21 protein-coding genes and 1 pseudogene are annotated in these 22,648 nt (G+C 61.5%); 19 read left to right on the top strand and 3 right to left on the bottom strand.

The window, feature by feature from the left end; all coding sequences use genetic code 11:
• The 4 genes and pseudogenes from ACPYOI_RS10835 to ACPYOI_RS10820 form a co-directional block, all read left to right on the top strand.
• Positions 1–135 (top strand): annotated as a pseudogene (locus tag ACPYOI_RS10835) (glucokinase); the annotation flags it as partial.
• Between the two features lie 94 nt (positions 136–229).
• Positions 230–2,014, top strand: coding sequence for an ABC transporter ATP-binding protein (locus ACPYOI_RS10830; RefSeq protein WP_481422862.1), 1,785 nt, complete (start codon positions 230–232; stop codon positions 2,012–2,014).
• An 18-nt stretch (positions 2,015–2,032) separates the two neighbouring features.
• Entirely contained in the window at positions 2,033–2,857 is an 825-nt protein-coding gene (gene dapB / locus ACPYOI_RS10825) for a 4-hydroxy-tetrahydrodipicolinate reductase (protein WP_481422861.1), read from the top strand.
• Between the two features lie 21 nt (positions 2,858–2,878).
• Entirely contained in the window at positions 2,879–3,514 is a 636-nt protein-coding gene (locus ACPYOI_RS10820; protein WP_481415689.1) for a 2,3-bisphosphoglycerate-dependent phosphoglycerate mutase, read from the top strand.
• 46 nt (positions 3,515–3,560) lie between these two features.
• Here the strand turns inward: ACPYOI_RS10820 and phnF are convergent, their stop codons facing one another.
• A complete protein-coding gene (gene phnF, locus ACPYOI_RS10815; protein WP_481415688.1) occupies positions 3,561–4,292 on the bottom strand; it encodes a phosphonate metabolism transcriptional regulator PhnF in 732 nt (243 codons plus the stop codon).
• 99 nt (positions 4,293–4,391) lie between these two features.
• Between phnF and phnG the strand changes: the two genes are divergently transcribed.
• The 15 genes from phnG to ACPYOI_RS10740 all read left to right on the top strand — a co-directional run bounded on the left by phnG (position 4,392) and on the right by ACPYOI_RS10740 (position 17,000).
• The gene (phnG, locus tag ACPYOI_RS10810; RefSeq protein ID WP_481415687.1) at positions 4,392–4,859 is read left to right on the top strand and encodes a phosphonate C-P lyase system protein PhnG; all 468 of its coding nucleotides are present in this window, start codon (positions 4,392–4,394) and stop codon (positions 4,857–4,859) included.
• A complete protein-coding gene (gene phnH, locus ACPYOI_RS10805) occupies positions 4,859–5,467 on the top strand; it encodes a phosphonate C-P lyase system protein PhnH (protein ID WP_481415686.1) in 609 nt (202 codons plus the stop codon). Before phnG ends, phnH begins: the two co-directional genes overlap by 1 nt.
• Before the next feature lie 4 nt (positions 5,468–5,471).
• The gene (locus ACPYOI_RS10800; RefSeq protein WP_481415685.1) at positions 5,472–6,578 is read left to right on the top strand and encodes a carbon-phosphorus lyase complex subunit; all 1,107 of its coding nucleotides are present in this window, start codon (positions 5,472–5,474) and stop codon (positions 6,576–6,578) included.
• The gene (locus tag ACPYOI_RS10795; RefSeq protein WP_168827894.1) at positions 6,575–7,453 is read left to right on the top strand and encodes an alpha-D-ribose 1-methylphosphonate 5-phosphate C-P-lyase PhnJ; all 879 of its coding nucleotides are present in this window, start codon (positions 6,575–6,577) and stop codon (positions 7,451–7,453) included. Before ACPYOI_RS10800 ends, ACPYOI_RS10795 begins: the two co-directional genes overlap by 4 nt.
• Entirely contained in the window at positions 7,450–8,226 is a 777-nt protein-coding gene (gene phnK, locus ACPYOI_RS10790) for a phosphonate C-P lyase system protein PhnK (protein WP_481415684.1), read from the top strand. The genes ACPYOI_RS10795 and phnK overlap by 4 nt, the downstream gene beginning before the upstream one ends.
• 12 nt (positions 8,227–8,238) lie before the next feature.
• Positions 8,239–8,949 carry a phosphonate C-P lyase system protein PhnL gene (gene phnL / locus ACPYOI_RS10785; protein ID WP_168827892.1) on the top strand — a complete coding sequence of 237 codons (711 nt, stop codon included), beginning with the start codon at positions 8,239–8,241 and terminating at the stop codon, positions 8,947–8,949.
• Entirely contained in the window at positions 8,946–9,563 is a 618-nt protein-coding gene (locus ACPYOI_RS10780; RefSeq protein WP_481415683.1) for a DapH/DapD/GlmU-related protein, read from the top strand. Before phnL ends, ACPYOI_RS10780 begins: the two co-directional genes overlap by 4 nt.
• A gap of 110 nt (positions 9,564–9,673) precedes the next feature.
• On the top strand, positions 9,674–10,519 hold the full coding sequence (gene phnC, locus ACPYOI_RS10775; protein WP_481415682.1) for a phosphonate ABC transporter ATP-binding protein: 846 nt from the start codon (positions 9,674–9,676) through the stop codon (positions 10,517–10,519).
• A gap of 90 nt (positions 10,520–10,609) precedes the next feature.
• A complete protein-coding gene (gene phnD, locus ACPYOI_RS10770; protein WP_168827889.1) occupies positions 10,610–11,515 on the top strand; it encodes a phosphonate ABC transporter substrate-binding protein in 906 nt (301 codons plus the stop codon).
• A 68-nt stretch (positions 11,516–11,583) separates the two neighbouring features.
• The gene (phnE, locus tag ACPYOI_RS10765) at positions 11,584–12,555 is read left to right on the top strand and encodes a phosphonate ABC transporter, permease protein PhnE (RefSeq protein ID WP_168827888.1); all 972 of its coding nucleotides are present in this window, start codon (positions 11,584–11,586) and stop codon (positions 12,553–12,555) included.
• Between the two features lie 7 nt (positions 12,556–12,562).
• Positions 12,563–13,903, top strand: a complete 1,341-nt coding sequence (gene phnE, locus ACPYOI_RS10760) for a phosphonate ABC transporter, permease protein PhnE (protein WP_481415681.1) — start codon at positions 12,563–12,565, stop codon at positions 13,901–13,903.
• A gap of 131 nt (positions 13,904–14,034) precedes the next feature.
• Complete coding sequence (locus tag ACPYOI_RS10755) at positions 14,035–14,730, top strand: DUF1045 domain-containing protein (protein WP_481415680.1); 696 nt, start codon at positions 14,035–14,037, stop codon at positions 14,728–14,730.
• An 11-nt stretch (positions 14,731–14,741) separates the two neighbouring features.
• Positions 14,742–15,881 carry an alpha-D-ribose 1-methylphosphonate 5-triphosphate diphosphatase gene (locus ACPYOI_RS10750; RefSeq protein WP_481415679.1) on the top strand — a complete coding sequence of 380 codons (1,140 nt, stop codon included), beginning with the start codon at positions 14,742–14,744 and terminating at the stop codon, positions 15,879–15,881.
• Positions 15,878–16,477 carry a phosphonate metabolism protein/1,5-bisphosphokinase (PRPP-forming) PhnN gene (gene phnN, locus ACPYOI_RS10745; RefSeq protein WP_481415678.1) on the top strand — a complete coding sequence of 200 codons (600 nt, stop codon included), beginning with the start codon at positions 15,878–15,880 and terminating at the stop codon, positions 16,475–16,477. Before ACPYOI_RS10750 ends, phnN begins: the two co-directional genes overlap by 4 nt.
• 16 nt (positions 16,478–16,493) lie before the next feature.
• Complete coding sequence (locus ACPYOI_RS10740; protein ID WP_481415677.1) at positions 16,494–17,000, top strand: GrpB family protein; 507 nt, start codon at positions 16,494–16,496, stop codon at positions 16,998–17,000.
• 150 nt (positions 17,001–17,150) lie between these two features.
• Here the strand turns inward: ACPYOI_RS10740 and ACPYOI_RS10735 are convergent, their stop codons facing one another.
• The gene (locus tag ACPYOI_RS10735) at positions 17,151–19,475 is read right to left on the bottom strand and encodes a DNA translocase FtsK (RefSeq protein ID WP_481415676.1); all 2,325 of its coding nucleotides are present in this window, start codon (positions 19,473–19,475) and stop codon (positions 17,151–17,153) included.
• Positions 19,476–19,642: 167 nt separating this feature from the next.
• On the bottom strand, positions 19,643–22,633 hold the full coding sequence (gene polA / locus ACPYOI_RS10730; RefSeq protein ID WP_481415675.1) for a DNA polymerase I: 2,991 nt from the start codon (positions 22,631–22,633) through the stop codon (positions 19,643–19,645).
• Between the last annotated feature and the right edge of the window lie 15 nt (positions 22,634–22,648).

Here is a 22,648-nt window from a genome sequence, read left to right as displayed (position 1 = left end):
CATTCGCACTGGCTGAAAGCGATTCCGACCTATGTCGTGACCCATCCGCTGGCGGCCCTTGCAGGCCTGTCCTTCTATGCCCGAGAGCCGGCCCTTTTCGGGCTCTCGACCGAAGGGCGCCGCTGGCGCCGCTAATGCCCGGCTAGCCAAACGGGCGGTAACTCTTTATAGAGCCGCCCCAAGCGCGCGGCTTTGCGGCCGCGCACGTCCGAGACGGGAAGCAGTATTTTTGGAATCCGCGAGCAAACAAAGCGCTGTCGGTAGCGATAGTGTGACGGGCATCCTGAAACGCATTATCGCCGAAAATGGCCGCGATCATATCGGCGGCTATGTTTTTGCGATCAGCTGTCTCGTCGTTGTCGCACTGACGACAGCGTTCACCGCGTGGATCATGAAGGTGATCATCGACGAGGCTTTCGCCAATCGCCGCGCGGATATGATCTGGATTATCTGTCTTTCGATCTTCCTCGCATTCGTTCTGCGCGGCTTTGCGAGCTACGGCCAGGCCGTGGCGCTTTCGCGGATCGGCAACAACATCGTCGCGCGCTATCAGCGGCGCCTTTACGCTCACCTGATGACACTTTCGGTCGGCTTCTACAACGAAGCTCGCTCCGCGCACATTGCCGCTCGAGTAAGCCAGAATGTCGGCGGCATCCGCGATGTCATGAATATGGTGATCACATCGGCCGCGCGTGACTTGCTTACCTTCATCTCATTGATCGGCGTGATGGTCTTTCAGGATCCGTTGCTCAGCCTCGCCGTCTTCATTCTGGCTCCGCCGCTTCTTTATGGACTGCGATATCTGTCCAAGCGCCTGCGTCAAGCGACCAAGGAAGCCATCTATCTGAGCAGCCATGTCCTAGGCGCGATGCAAGAGACGATCCAAGGCATCGCCATCGTCAAGGCCTTCACGATGGAAAGCGAACTGCAGCGCAAGCTCAACAAGCTGGTCGCGGCCGCGGAAGCCCGCACAAACCGGATCGCGCGCCTTTCGGAACGCAACGCGCCGATGACGGAAACCTTTGCGGGCTTTGCGGTTGCAAGCGTTCTTGCCTACGCCGCTTACCGTTCGATCTATCACAACGTGCCGCCGGGCGCGTTCTTCTCGTTCGTGACCGCTTTGCTGCTCGCGTACGACCCTGCCCGGCGCCTTGCAAGACTGCAGATCCAGCTCGAGCGCGCCGCCGTCAATGCCCGCATGGTCTACGAGTTGCTCGACATGGAGCCGCGTCAGCGCGATCTGCCTGACGCCAAGCCCCTGACGGTAACGGATGCCCGCATCGAATTCCGCAACGTGTCGTTCGCCTATGGTGTCGATCCGATCCTCAACGATGTGAGTTTTGTTGCGGAAGGCGGCAAGACGACCGCGCTTGTTGGTCCATCCGGCGCCGGCAAATCGACGGTCATCAGTCTCATTCCGCGCTTCTTCGACCCGAAGAGCGGACAGATCTTCGTCGACGGTCAGGATATCGCCCACGTCACCAAGCAGTCGCTTCGCGAGCAGCTGGCCTACGTGTCGCAGCAGCCATACCTCTTTGAAGGCACGATCCGCGAGAATATCCGCTACGGGCGCCCGGAAGCCTCCGATGCCGAGGTGGAGGAAGCTGCGCGGCTCGCCTATGCGCACGAGTTCATCCTTGCGCAACCCGATGGCTATGACACGCCAGTCGGCGAAAACGGTGTGACGCTTTCGGGCGGCCAACGTCAGCGCCTGTCGATCGCCCGCGCGTTGGTACGAAATGCGCCAATCCTGCTTCTCGACGAGGCCACGTCGGCGCTCGACACGGAATCCGAGGCAGCGGTGCAGAAGGCGCTCGATGAAGCGATGACCGGCCGTACCGTGGTCGTCATCGCACACCGGCTGTCGACCGTGGTGCGCGCTGACAAGATCGTCGTCATGCAGCAGGGCCGGGTCGTCGAAGAAGGCAATCACGAGACGCTTGCGAAGCTCAGCGACGGCCTTTACGCTCGACTCAACAATCTTCAGAGGCCTGCCGCCTCGGATTCTCTTTGATACGGATAGTGAACCGACATGAGCGATGCTGCGATGAAACTGGTGGTGGTTGGCGCAGCAGGGCGCATGGGACAGACGCTGATCCGCCTGATCGACTCGATTGACGGTGTCACGCTGCATGCGGCGATCGAGCGGAAGGGTTCGCCTTTCGTCGGCCGGGATGCTGGAGAGCTTGCCGGTCTCGGCCAAAATGGCGTGATTATCGGCGACGATCCGCTCGCGGCGTTTCTGCATGCCGAAGGCGTACTCGACTTCACCTCACCTGCCGCCAGTGTCGAGTTTGCCGGCCTTGCTGCCCAGGCGCGCATCGTCCATGTCGTCGGCACGACAGGCTGTTCAGAGGCCTACAATGCCAAGATTGAGGCTGCGGCGCGCCATGCGCGCATCGTCAAGTCCGGCAATATGAGCCTTGGCGTGAACCTTCTCAGCGTTTTCGTGGAACAGGCCTCACGCGCGCTCGATCCCGCCGGGTGGGACATAGAAATCCTCGAGATGCATCACAAGCGCAAGGTCGATGCGCCATCAGGCACCGCATTGCTTCTGGGTGAGGCTGCGGCCAAGGGCCGCAACATTGATCTCACCACACAGTCCGTCCGTGTCCGCGATGGGCATACCGGCCCACGCGAAGCCGGCACGATCGGCTTTGCGACGCTTCGCGGCGGCTCGGTCATCGGCGAGCATTCGGTTCTCTTCGCCGGTGAAGGCGAGATCGTTTCGATGTCGCACAGTGCTGCCGATCGTTCCATTTTCGCGCGCGGCGCCCTCAAGGCGGCGCTCTGGGCGCGCGACAAGAAACCTGGTTTTTATTCCATGCTCGACGTGCTCGGGCTCTCCCAACACTGACCTTATACGGAGACATATTTGATGAGCGGAACCCTCGTCCTCGTTCGCCACGGCCAGAGCGACTGGAATCTCAAGAATCTCTTCACTGGCTGGAAGGATCCGGACCTTACCGAACTCGGCATCGAAGAAGCCAAAACGGGCGGCCAGGCGCTCGCCGACTACGGCATCAAGTTCGACATCGCCTTCACCTCCGTGCTGGTGCGCGCCCAGCACACGCTGAAGCTCATCCTCGACAAGGTCGGCCAGCCGGGCCTTGAGACGATCCGCGACCAGGCCCTGAACGAACGCGACTACGGCGATCTCTCCGGCCTCAATAAGGACGATGCCCGCGCCAAGTGGGGCGAGGAGCAGGTGCATATCTGGCGCCGTTCCTACGACATTCAGCCTCCGGGCGGCGAGAGCCTGCGTGATACCGGCGCCCGTGTCTGGCCGTATTATCTCATGGAAATTCTTCCGCGCGTTCTCCGCGGTGAGAAGGTGCTTGTTGCCGCGCACGGCAACTCGCTGCGCTCGCTGGTCATGGTGCTTGATCGCCTCAATCGTGAGCAGGTTCTTTCGCTGAACCTCGCGACGGGCGTACCCATGGTCTACAAACTGAACGCCGACTCGACCGTCGCTTCCAAGGAAGTGCTCGGCGACATGTCGAACGCGCACTGATTGCTTCACGCACTCGTGTTGAAGGCCGGGCTTGTGCCCGGCCTTTTCAGTTTTCAATGGTGAACTGCACTCTATCGGCGGAAAACCGGCTGATCGCATATTGAACAGGTATGCCTTCGAGGTCGGTATTCATCGCCTTGGTGATCAGCACGATCGCACCGGGCGTCAGTTCGAGCGCCGCAATGTCGGCGTCGTCGGCATGGGAGGCCGTGATCTCGGTCGTTGCGCGCACATAGTCGGCCAGCCCAAGCTCGGCGAAGGCCTTCGTGATCGACTCGGTCCTCTTGTAGGCATCCGGCAGGCCGGCAAATCGCCGAGCCGGAAACCACGCCGTCGCGCATGAAACCGGGCGACCGTCCGCCTTGCGGACGGTTTCCATGCGGATCACGGGCTCGCCCTCGCGAAGCTTCAACCAGCGCGCCACCTCCGCGTCGGCCTTCTCCTCGGAATAGGAAAGCAGCAATCCGCGCATTTCGCGTGCCTGCTCGCCGATGCCGGTGGTGAACCGCGTGCGTCGTGTGATCGGAAAGTTCAGCCGTTCCTTGCGCTCGATCAGCGTGCCGCGCCCCTGCACGGCGCGCACGATGCCTTCCTGTGCGAGAGCCGCCAGCGCACTGCGTACCGTGTGCCGGTTGACGCCGAACTGGAGCGCCAGAACCGTTTCCGGCGGCACCATGCCGGTTTCGTCATAAGCGCCGGCGCTGATCGCCTGACGGATGCGATCCGCGATCTGGCGCCAGAGCGCCACCCCAGTTTGCCTTTGTACCTGCCCAGCCATTTTGCCCCCTTGATGTCACACGCTTGTCACGTCGGCGATTTAAGCGTAACCATATCTTGTATAGTTGTCTATATCAATAGACATTTAAAGGATGTGGCAATGACCTTAGCGGAGAAGAATGAGGCGGCGGCAGGCGGGCGCAAGCGCGTCGCCGACCTGCTCGCGCGTGCTGAACGAAATGAGCTCGTCGAGGCTTTCGAGGCACTCGCGGAAAAGCCGGCAGTGCAGACGGTGCGCGGGCCGGAAACCGGCCTCGTCATGGTGCGCGGCCGCATCGGCGGCGGCGGAGCGCCGTTCAATCTCGGCGAAGTGACGGTAACGCGCGCGACGATCCGGCTCGGCTCCGGCGCCGTCGGTCATGCGCAGGCGCTCGGAACGGATCACGAGAAGGCACGGCTTGCCGCCATCTTTGACGCCCTTTGGCAGGAGCCGGCCACACAGCGCTTCGTCGAGCAGACGCTGCTTGAGCCTATCGCCGCCCGCGTCACGGATGCCGATCGCCGCAAGGCGGACGAGACGGCAGCAACGCGGGTCGATTTCTTCACCATGGTGCGGGGAGACAACTGATGAGCCTCAAGACAGAAGCGCTAACCGGCGGTTTTGCTGAACCGGTCTTCCACGCTCAGAGCGTCTTCAAGATCCTGATGGACGGCATGGCGCGCCCCGGCACGATACAGACCGTTGCACCCGAAGTGGCGCCGCCTGCGCAGCTCGGCATTGCCGCTGGCGCAATTGCGCTGACCCTCTGTGATCACGATACACCGGTCTGGCTTTCCTCCGGGCTCGCGAAATCCGCCATGCCCGAATGGCTCGGCTTTCACACAGGTGCACCCGTCGTGCCGGAAAAGGCCGAAGCCCGCTTCGCCTTCATCGAAGGCGGCGTGACGCTTTCCTCCTTTGGGCTGTTTGCCCTCGGTACCCAGGAATACCCCGATCGTTCGACGACGCTTGTCATCGAACTTGCAGGACTGGAGGGCGGCCGTCGATTGGCGCTGACGGGTCCCGGCATTCAGAGCGTGACGGAAATTGCGCCGGCGGGACTGCCCGAGACCTTCCTGCGCCTCTGGGCCGACAACCGCGCCCTCTTCCCACGCGGCATCGACCTCGTGCTGACGGCGGGCAGCCGTTTTCTATGCCTGCCGCGGACCACCAAGATTATCGCAACGGAGATGTGACCCCATGTATGTTGCCGTTAAAGGGGGCGAGGCCGCCATTGAAAACGCCCATCGCCTGCTTGCCGACCGCCGCCGCGGCGACCGTTCGCTGCCGGCGATCGGGATCGACCAGATCGTCGCGCAATTGGCACTTGCCGTTGACCGGGTCATGGCGGAAGCCTCCCTCTATGACCGTACCCTCGCCGCACTCGCTGTCCGCCAGTCCCGAGGCGACATGATCGAGGCGATCTTCCTGCTCCGCGCCTACCGCACGACGCTGCCGCGCTTCGGTTATTCGAAGCCGCTCGACACGGCCGCAATGAAGATCGAGCGGCGCGTCTCGGCGACCTACAAGGATTTGCCGGGAGGGCAGCTTCTCGGCCCCACCTTCGACTATACCCACCGGTTGCTAGATCCTTCGCTGCTGTCTGACGAGACGGTCGAGGAACCTGTGCAGCGTCCCGCCGAAGCCGGCCGCGTCATCCGCGTTTCGGAGATCCTCGGCCAGGAAGGCCTGATCGAAGGCGACGGCGATTTGCCGGAGGATCACGAGATCGGCGATCTTACCCGCGAGCCGATGGAATTCCCGATGACCCGCGACCTGCGTCTTCAGGCGCTCGCGCGCGGCGACGAGGGCTTCCTCCTGGCGCTCGGCTATTCCACACAGCGCGGCTACGGCCGCAATCATCCCTTCACCGGCGAAATCCGCATCGGCGAGGTCGAAGTGGAGTTCGAAGTGCCGGAGCTTGGCTTTGCCGTGTCGCTCGGCGTGATCCAGGTAACGGAATGCCAGATGGTCAACCAGTTCAAGGGTTCGGCCAAGGCACCGCCGCAATTTACGCGCGGCTATGGTCTCGTCTTCGGCCAGAGCGAGCGGAAGGCAATGTCGATGTCATTGGTGGACCGTGCCCTTCGGGCCGAGGAGCTCGGCGAAGACATCACGGCACCGGCACAGGACGAGGAATTCGTCATTTCCCACTCCGACAACGTCCAGGCGACCGGCTTCGTCGAGCATCTGAAACTGCCGCACTACGTGGACTTCCAGGCCGAGCTCGACCTTGTCCGCCGCATGCGCCGCGAATTCGAAGCCGCCCACCATGGTGGCGATGACATCAAGGAAGCCGCCGAATGACCGATCTCGCCAGCTACAACTTCGCCTATCTCGACGAACAGACCAAGCGGATGATCCGCCGCGCCATCCTGAAGGCGATCGCGATTCCCGGATATCAAGTGCCCTTCGCCTCGCGAGAAATGCCCATGCCCTACGGCTGGGGTACGGGGGGCGTGCAGGTGACGGCTTCGATCATCGGACCGGACGACGTTCTCAAGGTCATCGACCAGGGTGCCGACGACACGACGAACGCGGTCTCGATCCGCGCCTTCTTCCAGAAGGTCGCGAACGTCGCGGTAACAACGCATACCAAGGATGCGACGATCATCCAGACGCGCCACCGCATTCCGGAAGAAAAGCTCGGTGCCGGCCAGGTTCTGGTCTATCAGGTACCGATCCCGGAGCCGCTCCGCTTCCTCGAGCCGCGCGAGACCGAAACGCGCAAGATGCATGCGCTGGAAGAATACGGCCTGATGCATGTGAAGCTCTATGAGGATATCGCCCATAACGGCCGTATCTCCAAGACCTATGCCTATCCGGTCAAGGTTGCCGGCCGCTACGTCATGGATCCCTCGCCGACGCCGAAGTTCGACAATCCGAAAATGCATATGTCGGATGCATTGCAGCTCTTCGGCGCCGGGCGCGAGAAGCGCATCTATGCCGTACCGCCCTATACCGAAGTCGTCAGCCTCGATTTTGAAGACTACCCCTTCGACATCCAGCGCTTCGGCAAGCCCTGCGCGCTTTGTGGCGCGGAGGATGTCTACCTTGACGAGGTGATCCTCGACGACAAGGGCGGACGCATGTTCGTCTGCTCCGATACCGACCATTGCGAAGACCGCCGCGAGCATGGACATGCCGGCGAGATGCTTGCGCCGAAGGAGGCTGCGGAATGACTAACACCCCTCTCCTCAAGGTCCACGACGTTTCGAAGTTCTATGGCAGCCGTATCGGCTGCCGGAATGTCTCCTTCGAGCTATGGCCCGGCGAAGTGCTCGCCATCGTCGGCGAATCCGGCTCCGGCAAGACGACGCTGCTCAACTGCATCTCGACCCGCCTGATGCCGACGACCGGCAGCGTCGAATATCACATGCGCGACGGAGACTATCGCGATCTCTACCACATGAGCGAGGCCGAGCGGCGCTTCCTGATGCGGACCGATTGGGGTTTCGTGCATCAGAATCCGGCCGACGGCCTGCGCATGACGGTGTCGGCCGGCGCCAATGTCGGCGAACGGTTGATGGCGGTCGGCGAACGGCATTACGGCAAGATCCGCTCGACGGCGATCGATTGGCTGGAACGTGTCGAAATCGATGCCGGGCGCATCGACGACCAGCCCCGCGCCTTCTCCGGCGGCATGCGCCAGCGCCTTCAGATCGCCCGCAATCTCGTCACCGGCCCGCGTCTCGTCTTCATGGACGAACCGACCGGTGGCCTCGATGTCTCGGTTCAGGCGCGACTGCTCGATCTCGTTCGCGGTCTCGTCAACGATCTCGGCCTTTCGGCGATCATCGTCACGCATGACCTCGCCGTCGCGCGTCTTCTCTCCCACCGGATGATGGTGATGAAGGACGGCTATGTGATCGAGCAGGGTCTGACCGACCGCGTGCTTGACGATCCGCGCGAGCCCTACACCCAGCTTCTCGTTTCTTCGATCCTTCAGGTCTGAAAGGCAACAATCATGGCAACGCCCCTCGTCGTTTCCGAAGTCTCGAAGAGCTTCACCATGCATCTGCGCGACGGCATCAAACTGCCGGTCGTTTCCGATGTCGCCTTTTCCGTCGCCTCCGGCGAATGCGTCGTTCTCGGCGGCCCCTCGGGGATCGGCAAGAGTTCCCTGCTCAAGATGATCTACGGCAACTACGCCGTGGATACCGGCCAGATCCTCGTCAATCACAAGGGCCGTATCGTTGATCTCGCGGCCGCCGATCCACGCACCGTTATCGATGTCCGCCGCCATACGCTCGGCTATGTCAGCCAGTTCCTGCGCACCGTGCCGCGCGTTGCGGCAATCGATGTCGTTGCCGAACCGCTGCTTGCTCGCGGAGAGAATGCGGCTTCCGCCCGGCAAAAGGCAGCAGCCCTGCTTGAAAAGCTGAACCTTCCCGAAGCGCTCTGGCAACTGCCGCCTGCGACCTTCTCGGGCGGCGAACAGCAGCGGGTCAATATCGCCCGCGGCTTCATTACCGATCATTCGATCCTGCTTCTGGATGAGCCGACAGCTTCGCTCGACGCGAAGAACCGCGCCGTCGTCGTCGGCATGATCAAAGAGAAGAAAGAAGCGGGCGTTGCCCTGCTCGGCATCTTCCATGACGAGGAAGTGCGCGAGGCTGTCGCCGACCGCATTCTCGACGTCCAGCAGTTCTCACCGCGAAAGGCAATTGCAGCATGAGCCGGAAGCTTGGCGAAAAGCCCTATATTCATGAGACGGCATCCGTCCGCGATACGATGCTTGGCCGCTACACGGAGATCTCCGAACGTTGCCGGATCAGCGAAGTCGAATTCGGCGATTATTCCTACATCATGCAGGATGGCTCGATCTGGTGCGCGACGGTCGGCAAGTTCGTGAATATTGCCGCTGCAGTTCGCATCAATGCCACCAATCATCCGACCTGGCGGGCGACGCTGCACCATTTCACCTATCGCGCTGCCGACTACTGGCCCGACGCCGACATGGACACCGATTTCTTCGCATGGCGGCGCTCAAACCGGGTGGTTATCGGCCATGACGTCTGGATCGGCCATGGGGCCACCATCCTGCCTGGCGTCACTGTCGGCAACGGCGCAGTGATCGGCGCAGGTGCGGTCGTCTCCAAGGATGTTGCACCCTATTCGATCGTCGGCGGCGTCCCTGCAAAGCTCATTCGCGAGCGCTTTCCCAAGGAAATCGGCGAGCGGATGGACAAGCTTGCCTGGTGGGATTGGGAGCATTCGAAGCTGCGCGCAGTACTCGATGACTTCCGGACGCTTTCGGCCGAGGATTTCCTTAGCCGGCACAGCAACTGAAACCTGCCGATGAAGCCAATTGTGACAGCAGTTACATAAAAGTGACATTGGAGCTTCATGAAGCCGGACTAATGCACTGGCGCACTGGTTTAAACGCGAGGAAGAGCATGATGTTCGAGCTGAAGGATGTCACCCGCCGCTTTGGTAACAAGACTGCTGTCGACTCCGTGACACTGGCAATTCCTCAGGGGCAGATGGTCGGCGTCATCGGACGCTCGGGCGCCGGCAAATCCACCCTCCTGCGTATGATCAACCGCCTGCAGCAGCCGACATCCGGCTCCATTCACTTCGCAGGTGTCGAGGTTTCCGCTCTTCGCGGGCAGGCATTGCGCCACTGGCAGCGCGACTGCGCGATGATCTTCCAGCAGTTCAATCTGGTTCCGCGCCTCGACGTTCTTACCAACGTCATGCTCGGCCGTCTCAACCATCGCCCGACGATGCTGAGCCTCTTGAATATCTTCAGCCGCGAGGAGCGCATTCACGCGATTGCGGCTCTGGAGCGCCTTGGGATTGAGCAGACGGCGCTGCAGACGGCCGGGACGCTTTCCGGTGGCCAGCAGCAGCGCGTGGCGATCGCACGCGCCTTGATGCAGAACCCAAAGATGGTGCTCGCAGACGAGCCGATCGCCTCCCTTGATCCGCTGAACGCCAAGATCGTCATGGATGCGCTGCGCGACATCAACGAGCGCGAAGGTATCACGGTCATCACCAACCTGCATACGCTCGATACCGCGCGCAATTACTGCGAGCGCATCGTCGGCATGGCAGCCGGGCGCGTCGTTTTCGACGGCAAGCCTTCGGAGCTGACGGCGGCTGCCGTCAAGGAAATCTACGGCACCGACAAGGACGGCGCCGGCATCGATGAAACCATGACCTCGACATCGATCAATATTCCCGCGGCTGCCGCGGCTCAAGCATCCGCCGGCCTGCAACCGCTGGCGCTGGCCGGTCTCTGAACGGGACGGCCGCGATCGAGCGCCCGCGTCAAGGGCACACTTCTTCGTAACAGCAAGACGACCGGAATACCGGTCAATCAGGAGAGACCAATGTTGAAGAAAGCACTCTTTGCCGCCACGGCGCTTCTGGCGCTTGCCGGCTCTGCCGCTGCTGCGGACCTCAAGGAATTCCGCGTCGGCATTCTCGGCGGGGAAAACGAAACCGATCGCCTGCGCAACTATGCCTGCCTTGCCGATCACCTGAAGCAGGAATTCGGCTTCGAGAAGGTGTCGCTGTTCCCGGCCGCCGACTATGACGGCGTCATCCAGGGCCTGCTCGGCGGCACGCTCGACTTCGCCGAACTCGGCGCTTCCGGCTATGCGGCCGTCGCCATCAAGGACCCGAACGCCGTTACCCCGATCCTGACCACTCAGCAGGCTGACGGTTCGACCGGCTACTACTCGATCGGTCTCGCCCTGAAGTCCTCCGGCATCAAGACCATCCAGGACGCCAAGGGCAAGAAGCTTGGCTACGCCGATCCGGACTCCACCTCGGGTTACCTCGTTCCGCTGACGCAGATCCCGAAGACCACGGGCGAGCCGAACGACAAGTTCTTCGCCTCCACGCAGTTTAACGGCGGTCACGAAAACAATCTGCTCGCTGCTTATGACGGCAAGGTCGACGTTGCGGTCGATGACTCCTCGGGCCTCGGCGACTTCATGGACGGCTACACCTCCGGCACGTTCCGCAAGGAAGTCGACAAGGGCGCTGTCGACCCGAACAAGCTGGTTGAAGTATGGCGTTCGCCGCTGATCCCGAACGGCCCGCTCGTCGTTCGCAACGCTCTCGGCGCTGAATGGCAGACCAAGCTCACGGACTTCTTCCTGAAGCTTCCGGAAAAGGATGCCAAGTGCTTCTCCGCTCTCGAAGGCGGCGACTTCAAGGGCTACTCCAAGGTTACCCCGGACTTCTATAACGCTGTTATCGACGTTCGTAAGGCTGCCATCGGCGGCTGATCGACCAGTATGAATGCGGGGCGGCCAGTCGTGGCCGCCCTTTTTCTTGCGAGCGAGCGGAAGATGCCATGACCTTTGCCGATCCCCATTCCGACATGCGAGGCGCTCAACCAAGCGCCAAGGACATCGGCGACGCCTGGAGCAAGATGGTGGCGCGCCGCCGTCTCTACACGGGTCTCGGCCTGCTCGTTCTGTTCGTCGCCTTCGTGGCTTCCGTCCGCTTCGCCGACGAGAGCAATGCCGGGCATTTCTTCGAGCGCCTGCCGCATCTCTTCGACTTCCTGAACTGGCTCATTCCGAAGGACTGGGACGATGTCTGGCGCGCGCTTTTCGACATAGCGAGCCCCAACGACAAGGGTGGCGAGGAATTCAACTTCGCCAAAGGCCGTGTCTATGTCTGGGGCGACTTCTATATTCCCGAATACTTCGAGCTGATGATCACCACGATCAACGTCGCGCTCGTTTCCACGCTGATCGGATTCATTTTCGCCACGCCGCTTAGCTTCATCGCCGCACGCAACATGACGCCTTCCTGGCTGCCGCGCATCGCGACCAAGCGCGTCATGGAATTCCTGCGCGCCTTTCCGGAAATCGTCATTGCCGGTCTTTTCGCGGCAATCCTTTCGATCGGCTCGATCTCGGCGATCATTGCGGTCAGTTTGCACACGATCGGTGCGCTCGGAAAACTCTTCTACGAGGTCGTCGAGAACATCGACATGAAGCCGGATGAAGGCATGAAGGCGGTGGGCGCCAACTGGTTCGAGCGCGTGCGCTTCGGTGCCATGCCCCAGGTCATGCCGAACTTCGCCTCCTATGCGCTGCTGCGCCTCGAGATCAATGTGCGCGCCTCGACGATCATCGGCGCCGTTGGCGGCGGCGGTATCGGCGAGGAGCTGAAACTTTCGATCTCGCGCGGGTTCGGCGCAAAGACCGTCGCTCTCGTTCTGCTGCTCTTCGTGACCATCGTCGCCGTCGACCAGTTCTCCGCCTGGCTCCGCCGCCGTCTCGTCGGCGAGCACGCTTTCCTCCTGCAACATTGAGGCTGCCATGACGGTGATCGACGCAAACCGTATGCACGAGATCGAAACGCGGTACCCGGAGGTTCTCCATCGCTCCTTCCGGCAACGTTTCGGCGGCTTGATGCTTTTCATCGGAGCGCTGCTCTACAGCATCTACGCGGTCTGGTTCTTTGATCTGCCGAAGATGATCGCCGAAGCCCATTGGGAGCGTGTCGGGATCTACCTCAGCCAGTGGGTGAGCTACGATGTTCAGCCGGAATTCCGCATTTCCGGCGACAAGATCACCATCAAATACCCGCGCTTCTCGCCGCTTGGTGACGATCCGCATCCCGATTGGGTCGTGAACAATCCCGACGGCAGCCTTACTGTTTCCGTCAGCGGCACCAGCCGTACGGTCACGATCTCCAAGACCCAGACGATCATCGCGGCGCACGGGATCACCGTTCCGGTCGACTTTACCGGTGGTGCTCTGAAGGTCGAAGGAGAGATCCCGTCATGGATGACGGTCTATGATGACAACGTTCTTGCAGACCTGGGGTTTGCCGGTGAAGTCAGCATCTCGGCCGACCGCGTGAAGGTTCGCAAACGCTTCCTCGGTTGGGCGAACTTCGTGTTCGACACGCACTCACCCTTCTTCGACAAGCCGGCGAGCGAGGTGATCGGCCTCATCATTTCTGGTCCGCGGATCGATCCCGAGCAGTCCAACCTGTCGCTCGCCTTCGACAACATCTGGAACAACAGCGCATGGCAGCACGGCGACGTCTGGACCAAGCTCTTCCAGACCATCGTCATGGCGTTTCTGGGCACTCTGCTTGGCGCTGTAGCGGCCTTCCCGCTTGCCTTCCTCGCAGCGCGCAACATCACGCCGAGCCGCGCGCTCAATCAGGTTCTGAAGCGCTTCTTCGACTTCCTGCGCTCGGTCGACATGTTGATCTGGGCGCTCTTCCTGACCCGTGCCTTTGGTCCCGGGCCACTTGCCGGCAGTGGTGCGATCTTCCTCACGGAGACCGGCACGCTCGGCAAGCTCTACTCCGAAGGCCTCGAAAACATCGACAACAAGCCGCGCGAAGGCGTGCGCTCGACCGGGGCCTCCACTGTGCTGGAGCACCGCTACGGCGTTGTCCCGCAGATCATCCCCGTCATCGTCAGCCAGACGCTCTACCAGTGGGAATCGAATGTGCGCGGCGCGACGATCATTGGCGCAGTCGGCGCCGGCGGCATCGGTCTCAAGCTCTGGGAAGCGATGCGCACCAACGCCAACTGGGAAAACGTCGCCTACATGGTGATCCTCATCCTGATCGTCATCTTCTTGTTCGATGGCGCCTCGAATGCGCTCCGCCATCGTCTGATGGGCACGAAGACGCCTTAAAAAAGATGTTGGCGCCACCGCGCCATCATCATTCTGTCATGGAAATCTTTTAGCCGGGAGCCTGCTTGCGGGGCGCTGCCAAATCGCTGACATTGCGGCTCCCGACTTGAACATATTTTCAGGACAAGACCTTGCGTTACGCACTCTATTTCACGCCGCCGAAGGACGATCCCCTGACCGGTGCGGCTTCGATCTGGCTCGGTCGCGATGCATTTACCGGCCAAACTTATCCGGCTTCTGAAGAAGAAGGGATGCCAGCCGCCGAACAGTTCGAGCTGACGGCGGACCCCCGCCGCTACGGCTTTCATGCGACGATCAAGGCACCTTTTGCACTTGCCTCCTCGGTAACCGAAAAAGACTTCATGGCTGTCGTCGAAGATTTCGCCGCCCGCACGCCGGCGTTTGAAATTCCTGAACTCATCCTCGGTCAACTCGGCCGGTTCTTTGCGCTCGTCCCGGGTTCTCCGCATACGCCGCTTCAGGATTTCGCTGCAAGCGTGGTAAAATCGTTCGAGCCGTTTCGGGCATCCCTTTCTGAAGCCGACATTGCCAGGAGGAATCCGGAAAAGCTGACGGAAAGCCAGCGCGCCAACCTCATGCGGTGGGGTTATCCCTATGTAATGGAGGACTTCGGTTTCCACATGACGCTGACGGGGCAGGTACCAGAAGAGCGCTCGACGCTGATGAGATCGATCCTGGAAAGACGTTTTGCCGCCTTCACGGGCCGGCCGCTTTCCATTTCCAGCCTTACGGTCTTCACTGAGGAAGAGCGGGGCGGGCCGTTTAAAATTCATTCCTGGCTGCCGCTTGCCGGCGCCGAACGTTGAAAGTCGACGATATGACCAGAGAGACTGTCCTTTCCAACGCACGCATCGTCCTTGAGGACGAGATCGTCGACGGCTCGCTTTTGATCCGCGACGGCAAGATTGCCGATATTTCTGAAGGCAATTCGGCAATCGGAGAGGATTTCGAAGGCGATTACCTGATCCCCGGCCTTGTCGAACTTCATACCGACCACCTCGAGGGCCATTATTCGCCGCGCCCGGGCCTGCGCTGGAACAAGACGGCTGCCATCCAGGCCCATGACGCCCAGATCGTCACTTCAGGCATCACGACGGTGTTCGACTGCCTGCGCATGGGCGCGGACGAAGACGGCGGTTTCGAGCATGGTGAAATGCGCGACATGGCCGACGCCATTCAGAAGGCCGAGGAGCAAGGCCGGCTTCGCGCTGAACACCTGATCCACCTGCGCTGCGAGGTTTCGGCCGATAACGTGCTGGAACATTTCGTCGACTTCGAAAATGATCCCTACGTCCGCCTCGTATCGCTGATGGACCATGCGCCGGGCCAGCGCCAGTTCCAGACGATGGACCAGTACATCTTCTACTACCAGAAGAAGCGCGGCCTTTCGGACGAACAGTTCGCACGGTTCATCGAGAAGCGCCTCGGCGAATCGGCACGCAATTCGACTCCGCACCGCACCGCGATTGCAGAGGTCTGCAAGGAGCGCGGGATAACTGTTGCGAGCCACGACGACGCAACGCTTGCCCATGTCGACGAGGCGATCGAAAACGGCGTGCGCCTTGCGGAGTTCCCGACGAGCTTCGATGCCGCCAAGGCATCGCACGAGCATGGCATGAGCGTGCTGATGGGCGCCCCGAACATCGTTCGCGGCAAGTCGCATTCCGGCAATATAGCCGCCCGTGATCTCGCCGAGCGCGGTGTGCTCGACGTGCTCTCCTCCGACTACGTGCCGCTCAGCCTGCTGTACGCACCTTTCATTCTCGCCGACGAAGTCGAGGCGATCTCGCTGCCGAAGGCAATCGCCATGGTGACGGCAACGCCGGCGCGCACGGTGAGCCTCAACGATCGTGGCCGTATCGAGACCGGCCTGCGTGCCGATCTGGTCCGCGTTTTCCGCGATGAAGGTGTGCCGGTTACCCGTTCGGTGTGGCGTGAAGGACGCCGGGTCGCATGATCCCCTCGCACGAACCCCACGCAGTACCCGGCACCGAACACGGCATCATGGTTGTCGTCGTCGGGCCGAGCGGCGCCGGCAAGGACACGCTGATGGCGCTGGCGGCCAAGCATTTTTCAGGCCGCGCCGACGTACACTTCGTCCGCCGTGTCATCACCCGAGACGGCGGCGCAGGCGGCGAGGGCCATCTCTCCGTTTCCGATGCCGGGTTCGCCTCGATGGAGCAATCCGGCAGCTTTGCCGTATGGTGGGAAGCGCACGGCTTGAAATACGGCATTCCCGCGGAGGTTTCCGTTGCGCTGGGCAAGGGCCATCTGGTGATCGCCAATGGCTCCCGCTCTGCACTTCACCACTTCAAGGCCGTTTTCCCGCGGCTTAAGGTCATCAACGTGACGGCCCGCCCGGACGTTCTGGCTGCCCGTCTCGAGACCCGCGGGCGCGAGACCCATGAGGACATCATGGCTCGCCTGGCGCGCGGCCCACTGACCGTACGCGGCGACTACAACGTGACCGAACTGGACAACAGCGGCTCGCTTGAAGAGGCCGAGCGCAAGATCCTTGATGTGATCAACGAGTTCCTGAAGGAAGTGCACTAATCAGATCGGGAGGAGCATGCGCGCCATTAAAGTGGTGGATTACGATCCGTCCTGGCCGCTGCTCTTTGCCGAGATGCGCGCGGAGGTCTCTGATCGGCTCGGCGATCTCCTGCTCCGTGTCGAACATATCGGCAGCACCGCGGTGCCCGGTCTTGCCGCCAAGCCGAAGATCGATCTCGATGCCGTGATGGTTTCCGATGCCGTTCTGCCCGCAGCAATCGAACGAGTGCAAATGGGGGATTTCGCCTTTCACGGCGATCTGCACGGCGCTGGCCGCTGGGCTTTCACGCGGGACCGTGAGGGATATGGATTTCGGCTCTATCTTTGCGGGCCGGACAACGTGGCGCATCGGGAGAGGATTTTGTTTCGCGATTACCTGCGAGCGCATCCCGGGAGGGCAGCGGAGTATGCGGCACTGAAACGGCAGTTGGCGACCGAGGCCAACGGCGACTGGGATTTCTATACGGGCGGAAAAGGCGAGTTTGTCGTGGAAACTGTGCGGCTGGCTGAGCTCAAACTTTAGACGTCGCGGAGCTTGGCCCCCTCACCCTGCCCTCTCCCCTTGGGGAGAGGGGGATGTCGAGTATGCCGCAAGTCCCTTCTCCCCAGCGGGGAGAAGGTGGCCCGAAGGGTCGGATGAGGGGGCCAGGTCCTCGACGAATCCGTTATCGCTCTACTCGCCATCTCCTCGCCCCGAAACGATCTCGCGCTTGCCGACGTGGTTTGCAGGGCCCACGAGGCCTTCCTTCTCCATGCGCTCGACAAGCGAAGCGGCGCGATTGTAGCCGATGCCGAGGCGGCGCTGGATGTAGGAGGTCGAGCACTTCTTGTCGCGCAGCACGACCTTGACCGCCTGCTGGTAGAGCTCATCGCCATCTTCCGAGCCCATTGCGCTCTTGTCGAAGACGGCACCGTCTTCGACCTCGTCCTCTTCCTCTTCGTCGGCCGTGACGGTCTCGAGATATTCCGGACGGCCCTGGGTCTTCAGATGTGCGACGACCTTTTCGACTTCGTGGTCGGAGACGAACGGCCCATGGACACGGGAAACCCTGCCGCCCCCCTGCATGTGCAGCATGTCGCCCTGGCCGAGCAACTGCTCGGCGCCCTGTTCGCCAAGGATCGTGCGGCTGTCGATCTTCGATGTCACTTGGAAGGAGATGCGGGTCGGGAAATTGGCCTTGATCGTGCCGGTGATGACGTCAACGGACGGACGCTGCGTCGCCATGATCAGATGAATGCCAGCAGCGCGCGCCATCTGGGCAAGCCGCTGGATTGCGCCTTCGATCTCCTTGCCCGCGACCATCATCAGGTCGGCCATCTCGTCGACGATGACGACGATGTAGGGCATCGGCGTCAGGTCCATTTCCTGCTGTTCTTCGATCGGCGCGCCCGTGCTTCTGTCGAAGCCGGTCTGGACCATGATGTGGATCGTCTCGCCCTTTTCGCGGGCCTGGGCCACACGGCCGTTGTAGCCGTCGATATTGCGCACGCCGAGACGCGACATCTTGCGATACCGCTCCTCCATCTCGCGCACGGCCCATTTGAGGGCCATGACGGCCTTCTTCGGATCGGTGACGACAGGCGTCAGCAGGTGGGGGATGCCGTCATAGACGGAAAGCTCCAGCATCTTCGGATCGACCATGATCAACCGGCACTGCTCCGGCGTCATGCGGTAGAGCAGCGAAAGGATCATCGTGTTGATGGCGACGGATTTGCCGGAGCCGGTGGTGCCGGCGACCAACAGGTGCGGCATCTTCGCCAGCTCCGCGATCACCGGCTCGCCGCCGATCGTCTTGCCGAGACCAAGGGCGAGCTTGTAGCCGCTCTTCTCGAAATCGGGACTTTCGATCATCTCGCGGAAGTAGACCGTTTCGCGCACCGCGTTCGGCAGTTCGATGCCGATGACGTTGCGGCCGGGAACGACGGCAACGCGCGCCGACAGCGCCGACATCGAGCGGGCGATATCGTCGGCAAGGCCGATGACGCGCGACGACTTCACGCCGGGCGCGGGTTCGAATTCGTAAAGCGTGACGACCGGACCGGGACGGACATGGATGATTTCACCCTTGACGCCGAAGTCCTCCAGCACGCTTTCAAGCAACCCTGCATTCTGCTCCAGCGTTTCCTGCGACATGATCTCGCCGAAACGCTCGGGCGGCTCCTGCAGCAGCGACCGTGACGGAAATTCGTAGCCGGACGGGTCGATGTTTGCCGGGATGACTTTCTGCGTTACTGCGCGCGGCGCAGGGGCAAGCGGTGCGGCTGCGTGCACGCGCGTCGGCATCGGTGCGATCGGCTGGATTGCTAGAATCTCCGGAGTGGCAGCCGGGCTGGCCGCGGGCGCAGCTTCGTGCGGGCTGGACTCTATCGGCGAAGGAGCGGCAGGTGCCGCAGCCGGTATAATAATCGGCTCTCGCAATTGCCCTCCAGGGCGCCATTCCATCACGCGGAAGCGCGATACGATCGCCTCCGGCGAGATCTCGATCTTCCGCACTGCAACAGGCGGAACGACAACCGGGGCGGAAGCAACAGCCTCCTCGAAGGCCATGACTTCCCAGAAGGCGAAGTCGGAAATGGCTGAAAGCTCAGATGATGCACGGAATTCCAGGTCGGTCCGAACTTCGGCAACCTCCGCAACATGAACGACGTGCGGAACAGACGGCTCGGCTTCCGGCAGGTAAATGTCGAACGGCACGTCGACCCTGATCGGCGCGGCGGGCTCGACATGAATAGCCTGCTGTTCGACGATTTCCTCGCGATCCGGCTGTACCGGCTCGGTCGGAGTGCGATGCTTGCTGATCGGCTCTTCGGCCATGCGGCGCTTGCTGATCAGGTTTTCGGGCGTGCGCGTAAAGCGCACGTTCGGCGCAAGCGTGAAATTGCTCTGCCAGATCGGAGCGGCCGGAGGAACGTACGCTTCTTCGCCCGCATGCTCTACGTCTGTCTCCGAAGAAGGAAAGTCTCCGGCATCCGTCAAGTTCGTTCTGGGAAAACGCATGCGACCGCTACCTGCTCACTTAATTTCTGACCCGATGGGATTAGAAAATGAAGGTTAACAAGTTCCTTCCAGCCGCATCAAAGTGACACGCAAATGGAACACAATAGCCAGCGTTTGCAATGTTTTAGCCTCAAAGAAAAATCTTTGAGGCTAGACGGACGAAGCGCTTAGTGCGCTTCGTCCCAGTTGGTCGCGGCGCGTGCGTCGACCTTCAAGGGCACCCGCATTTCCAGAGCAGGCATGGCGGCATTTTCCATAACGGAAACGACGGTCGGCATCGCCTTTTCGACGTCGCTGTCCTCGACTTCGAAAATCAGTTCGTCGTGCACTTGCAAGAGCATACGCACCCGATCAGCGAGGCCCGCTTCGGCAAGGGCCGGTTCCATCTTGATCATGGCCCGGCGGATGATATCGGCCGCCGAGCCCTGGATGGGCGCATTGATTGCGGCACGCTCGTTGAAGGCGCGCACTGAAGGATTGGACGAGCGAATCTCCGGATAGTTGATTCGCCGGCCGAAGATGGTTTCGACATAGCCCTTGTCGCGCGCCATCTGCTTCCGGCTCTCCATGTAGTCGCGGATGCCGGGGAAGCGTTCGAAATATTTCTTGATGTAATCGCCCGCCTCCGACCGCTCGATCGAGAGCTGGTTTGCAAGACCGAAGGCGGAAATGCCATAGATGATGCCGAAGTTGATTGCCTTGGCCCGGCGGCGCACCTCGGATGGCATGCCGGCGACCGGAATGCCGAACATTTCGGAGGCGGTCATTGCATGAATATCGATACTGTCAGCGAATGCCTGTGTCAGCTGCGGGATCTCGGCGACGTGGGCAAGCACGCGCAGCTCGATCTGGCTGTAGTCCGCCGAAACCAGCTTGTGGCCGGGGGTGGAGATGAAGGCGGTGCGAATCTTGCGACCTTCGGCGGTGCGCACCGGAATGTTCTGCAGGTTCGGTTCGGAGGACGAAAGCCGCCCCGTTGTCGTTGAGGCGAGCGAATAGGACGTATGGACGCGCTTCGTCTGCGGATGCACGTATCCCGGCAGCGCATCGGTATAGGTGGATTTCAGCTTGGTCAGCTGACGCCAATCGACGATCTTGCGCGGCAGCTCGAAACCGGCAGCGGCCAGATCTTCCAGAACGCTCGCCGAAGTCGACCATTGCCCGGTCTTCGTCTTGCTGCCGCCTGCAAGGCCCAATTTGCCGAAGAGAATATCGCCAAGCTGCTTCGGGGAGCCGATCGTGAACTTCTCGCCGGCCAGCGTGTAGATTTCGTCTTCCAGCCGGGCGGCGCCCTGGGCCAGTTCGCCCGAAAGGCGGGAAAGAATCTGCCGGTCGACGGTGATGCCGCGCTCCTCCATACGCGCCAGAACCGGCAGCAGCGGCCGCTCCAGGCGCTCGTAGACGGCTGTCAGTCTGGTTGCGGCGAGCCGCGGTTTCAGCACACTCCAAAGCCGGAGCGTCACATCTGCGTTTTCGGCGGCATACTGCGTTGCGCGATCGATATCGACGAGGTCGAATATCACGTTCGCCTTGCCGCTGCCTGCCACGTCCTTGTAGGTGATCGGATTATGGCCGAGGAATTTCTCGGCAAGCGCGTCCATGCCATGGCCACCAGGTCCGGCGTCGAGCACATAGGACATCAGCATCGCGTCGTCGAAGCTCTTGGTTTCGACGCCATAACGCTTCATCAGCAGGTAATGGTATTTCAGGTCATGCGCGATCTTGAGAACGGACTCGTCCTCAAGTAGCGCTTTTAGCCGTGGCAAAGCATCCCGCATCGGGATCTGGTCGATCGCCGGCCCACCGCCGAGAAGATCGCTGACGCCACTCTTATGCCCGAGCGGCACGTAGGCCGCCCGGATCCGTGCGCCCGCCGGGTCCTTTTCATTGTCGGCAATCGCCATCGCGACGCCGACCAACTCGGCCTGCATCGCATCAAGCGACGTCGTCTGCGTTTCGAAAGCCACCAGGCCGGTGTCCCGGGCATCGGCAATCCATTGATCGAGCGTCGCGAGGTCGCGGATCGTCACATAGGAAGAGCGATCGAACGGCAGGGTCGCAAAGGTTGCGGCTCGAGCATTGGCAAGGTCGGCCGGGCTGAAGCCGCGCGCCGCCGGCTTCGCTCTGCCTGGAACCGGCACTGATGGACCCTCGATGTCAGGAATGCCGCCCGCAACCGGTTCCGGTTCAGCCGCATCGAGATCGGGCCCGCGTGCGGCAGGACCCCACTCGACCTTCACGTCGGCCACCTCGATGGCGCTCGCATCGCAATCGCAAGCGTCCGCCACGCGGCGCGTCAGCGAGTTAAATTGCATCGCCTTGAGGAAGCCGATCAGCTTCGGGCCGTTCTGCACTTCGAGAACGAGGTCATCCAGGCCAAGCTCTAGCGGCACATCGGTGCGCAGCCTGACCAGTTCGCGCGAAAGCCTCGCCTTGTCGGCATTTTCCAGAATCGTCTGCCTGCGCTTTTCCTGCTTGATCTCGTGCGCACGGTCCAGAAGCGTGTCGAGGTCGCCGTATTCCTGAAGAAGCTGTGCTGCAGTCTTCGGGCCGATGCCGGGAATGCCGGGGACATTGTCGACCGAATCACCGGTCATCGCCTGCAGGTCGATCATCTTTTCGGGCAGCACGCCCCATTTCTCGATGACGTCCGGAATGCCGATCTGCTTGTCCTTCATGCTGTCGTACATGTGGACATTCGGCGTGACGAGCTGCATCAGATCCTTGTCCGAAGAGACGATCGTGATGTCAGCGCCGGCCGCTTCCGCCTGCCGGGCATAGGTGGCGATGATGTCGTCTGCCTCGAAGCCCTCCGTCTCGATGCAGGGCAGGTTGAAGGCGCGCGTTGCTTCGCGGATTAGCCCGAACTGCGGTATCAGCTCATCGGGCGGTGCGGAACGGTTCGCCTTGTAGGCATCGAACAGATCCTTACGGAAGGTCTTTGCGGAATAATCGAAGATAACCGCAAAATGCGTCGGCGGGACCCCGACCGACGTATCGCGCGCATCGGTCAACAACTTCCATAGCATGTTGCAGAAGCCGGAGACGGCGCCGACCGGCAGGCCGTCGGATTTGCGCGTCAGCGGCGGCAGGGCATGGAACGCCCGGAAGATGAAACCCGAGCCGTCAACGAGGAAGAGATGATCGCCTTTTTTCATGGTTGCATGGATAGC

Source organism: Rhizobium sp. SVR5-2C (genome assembly GCF_056755115.1).
The sequence above is the reverse complement of the archived record's forward strand: the minus strand, read 5'-3'. Positions and strand labels throughout refer to the sequence as shown.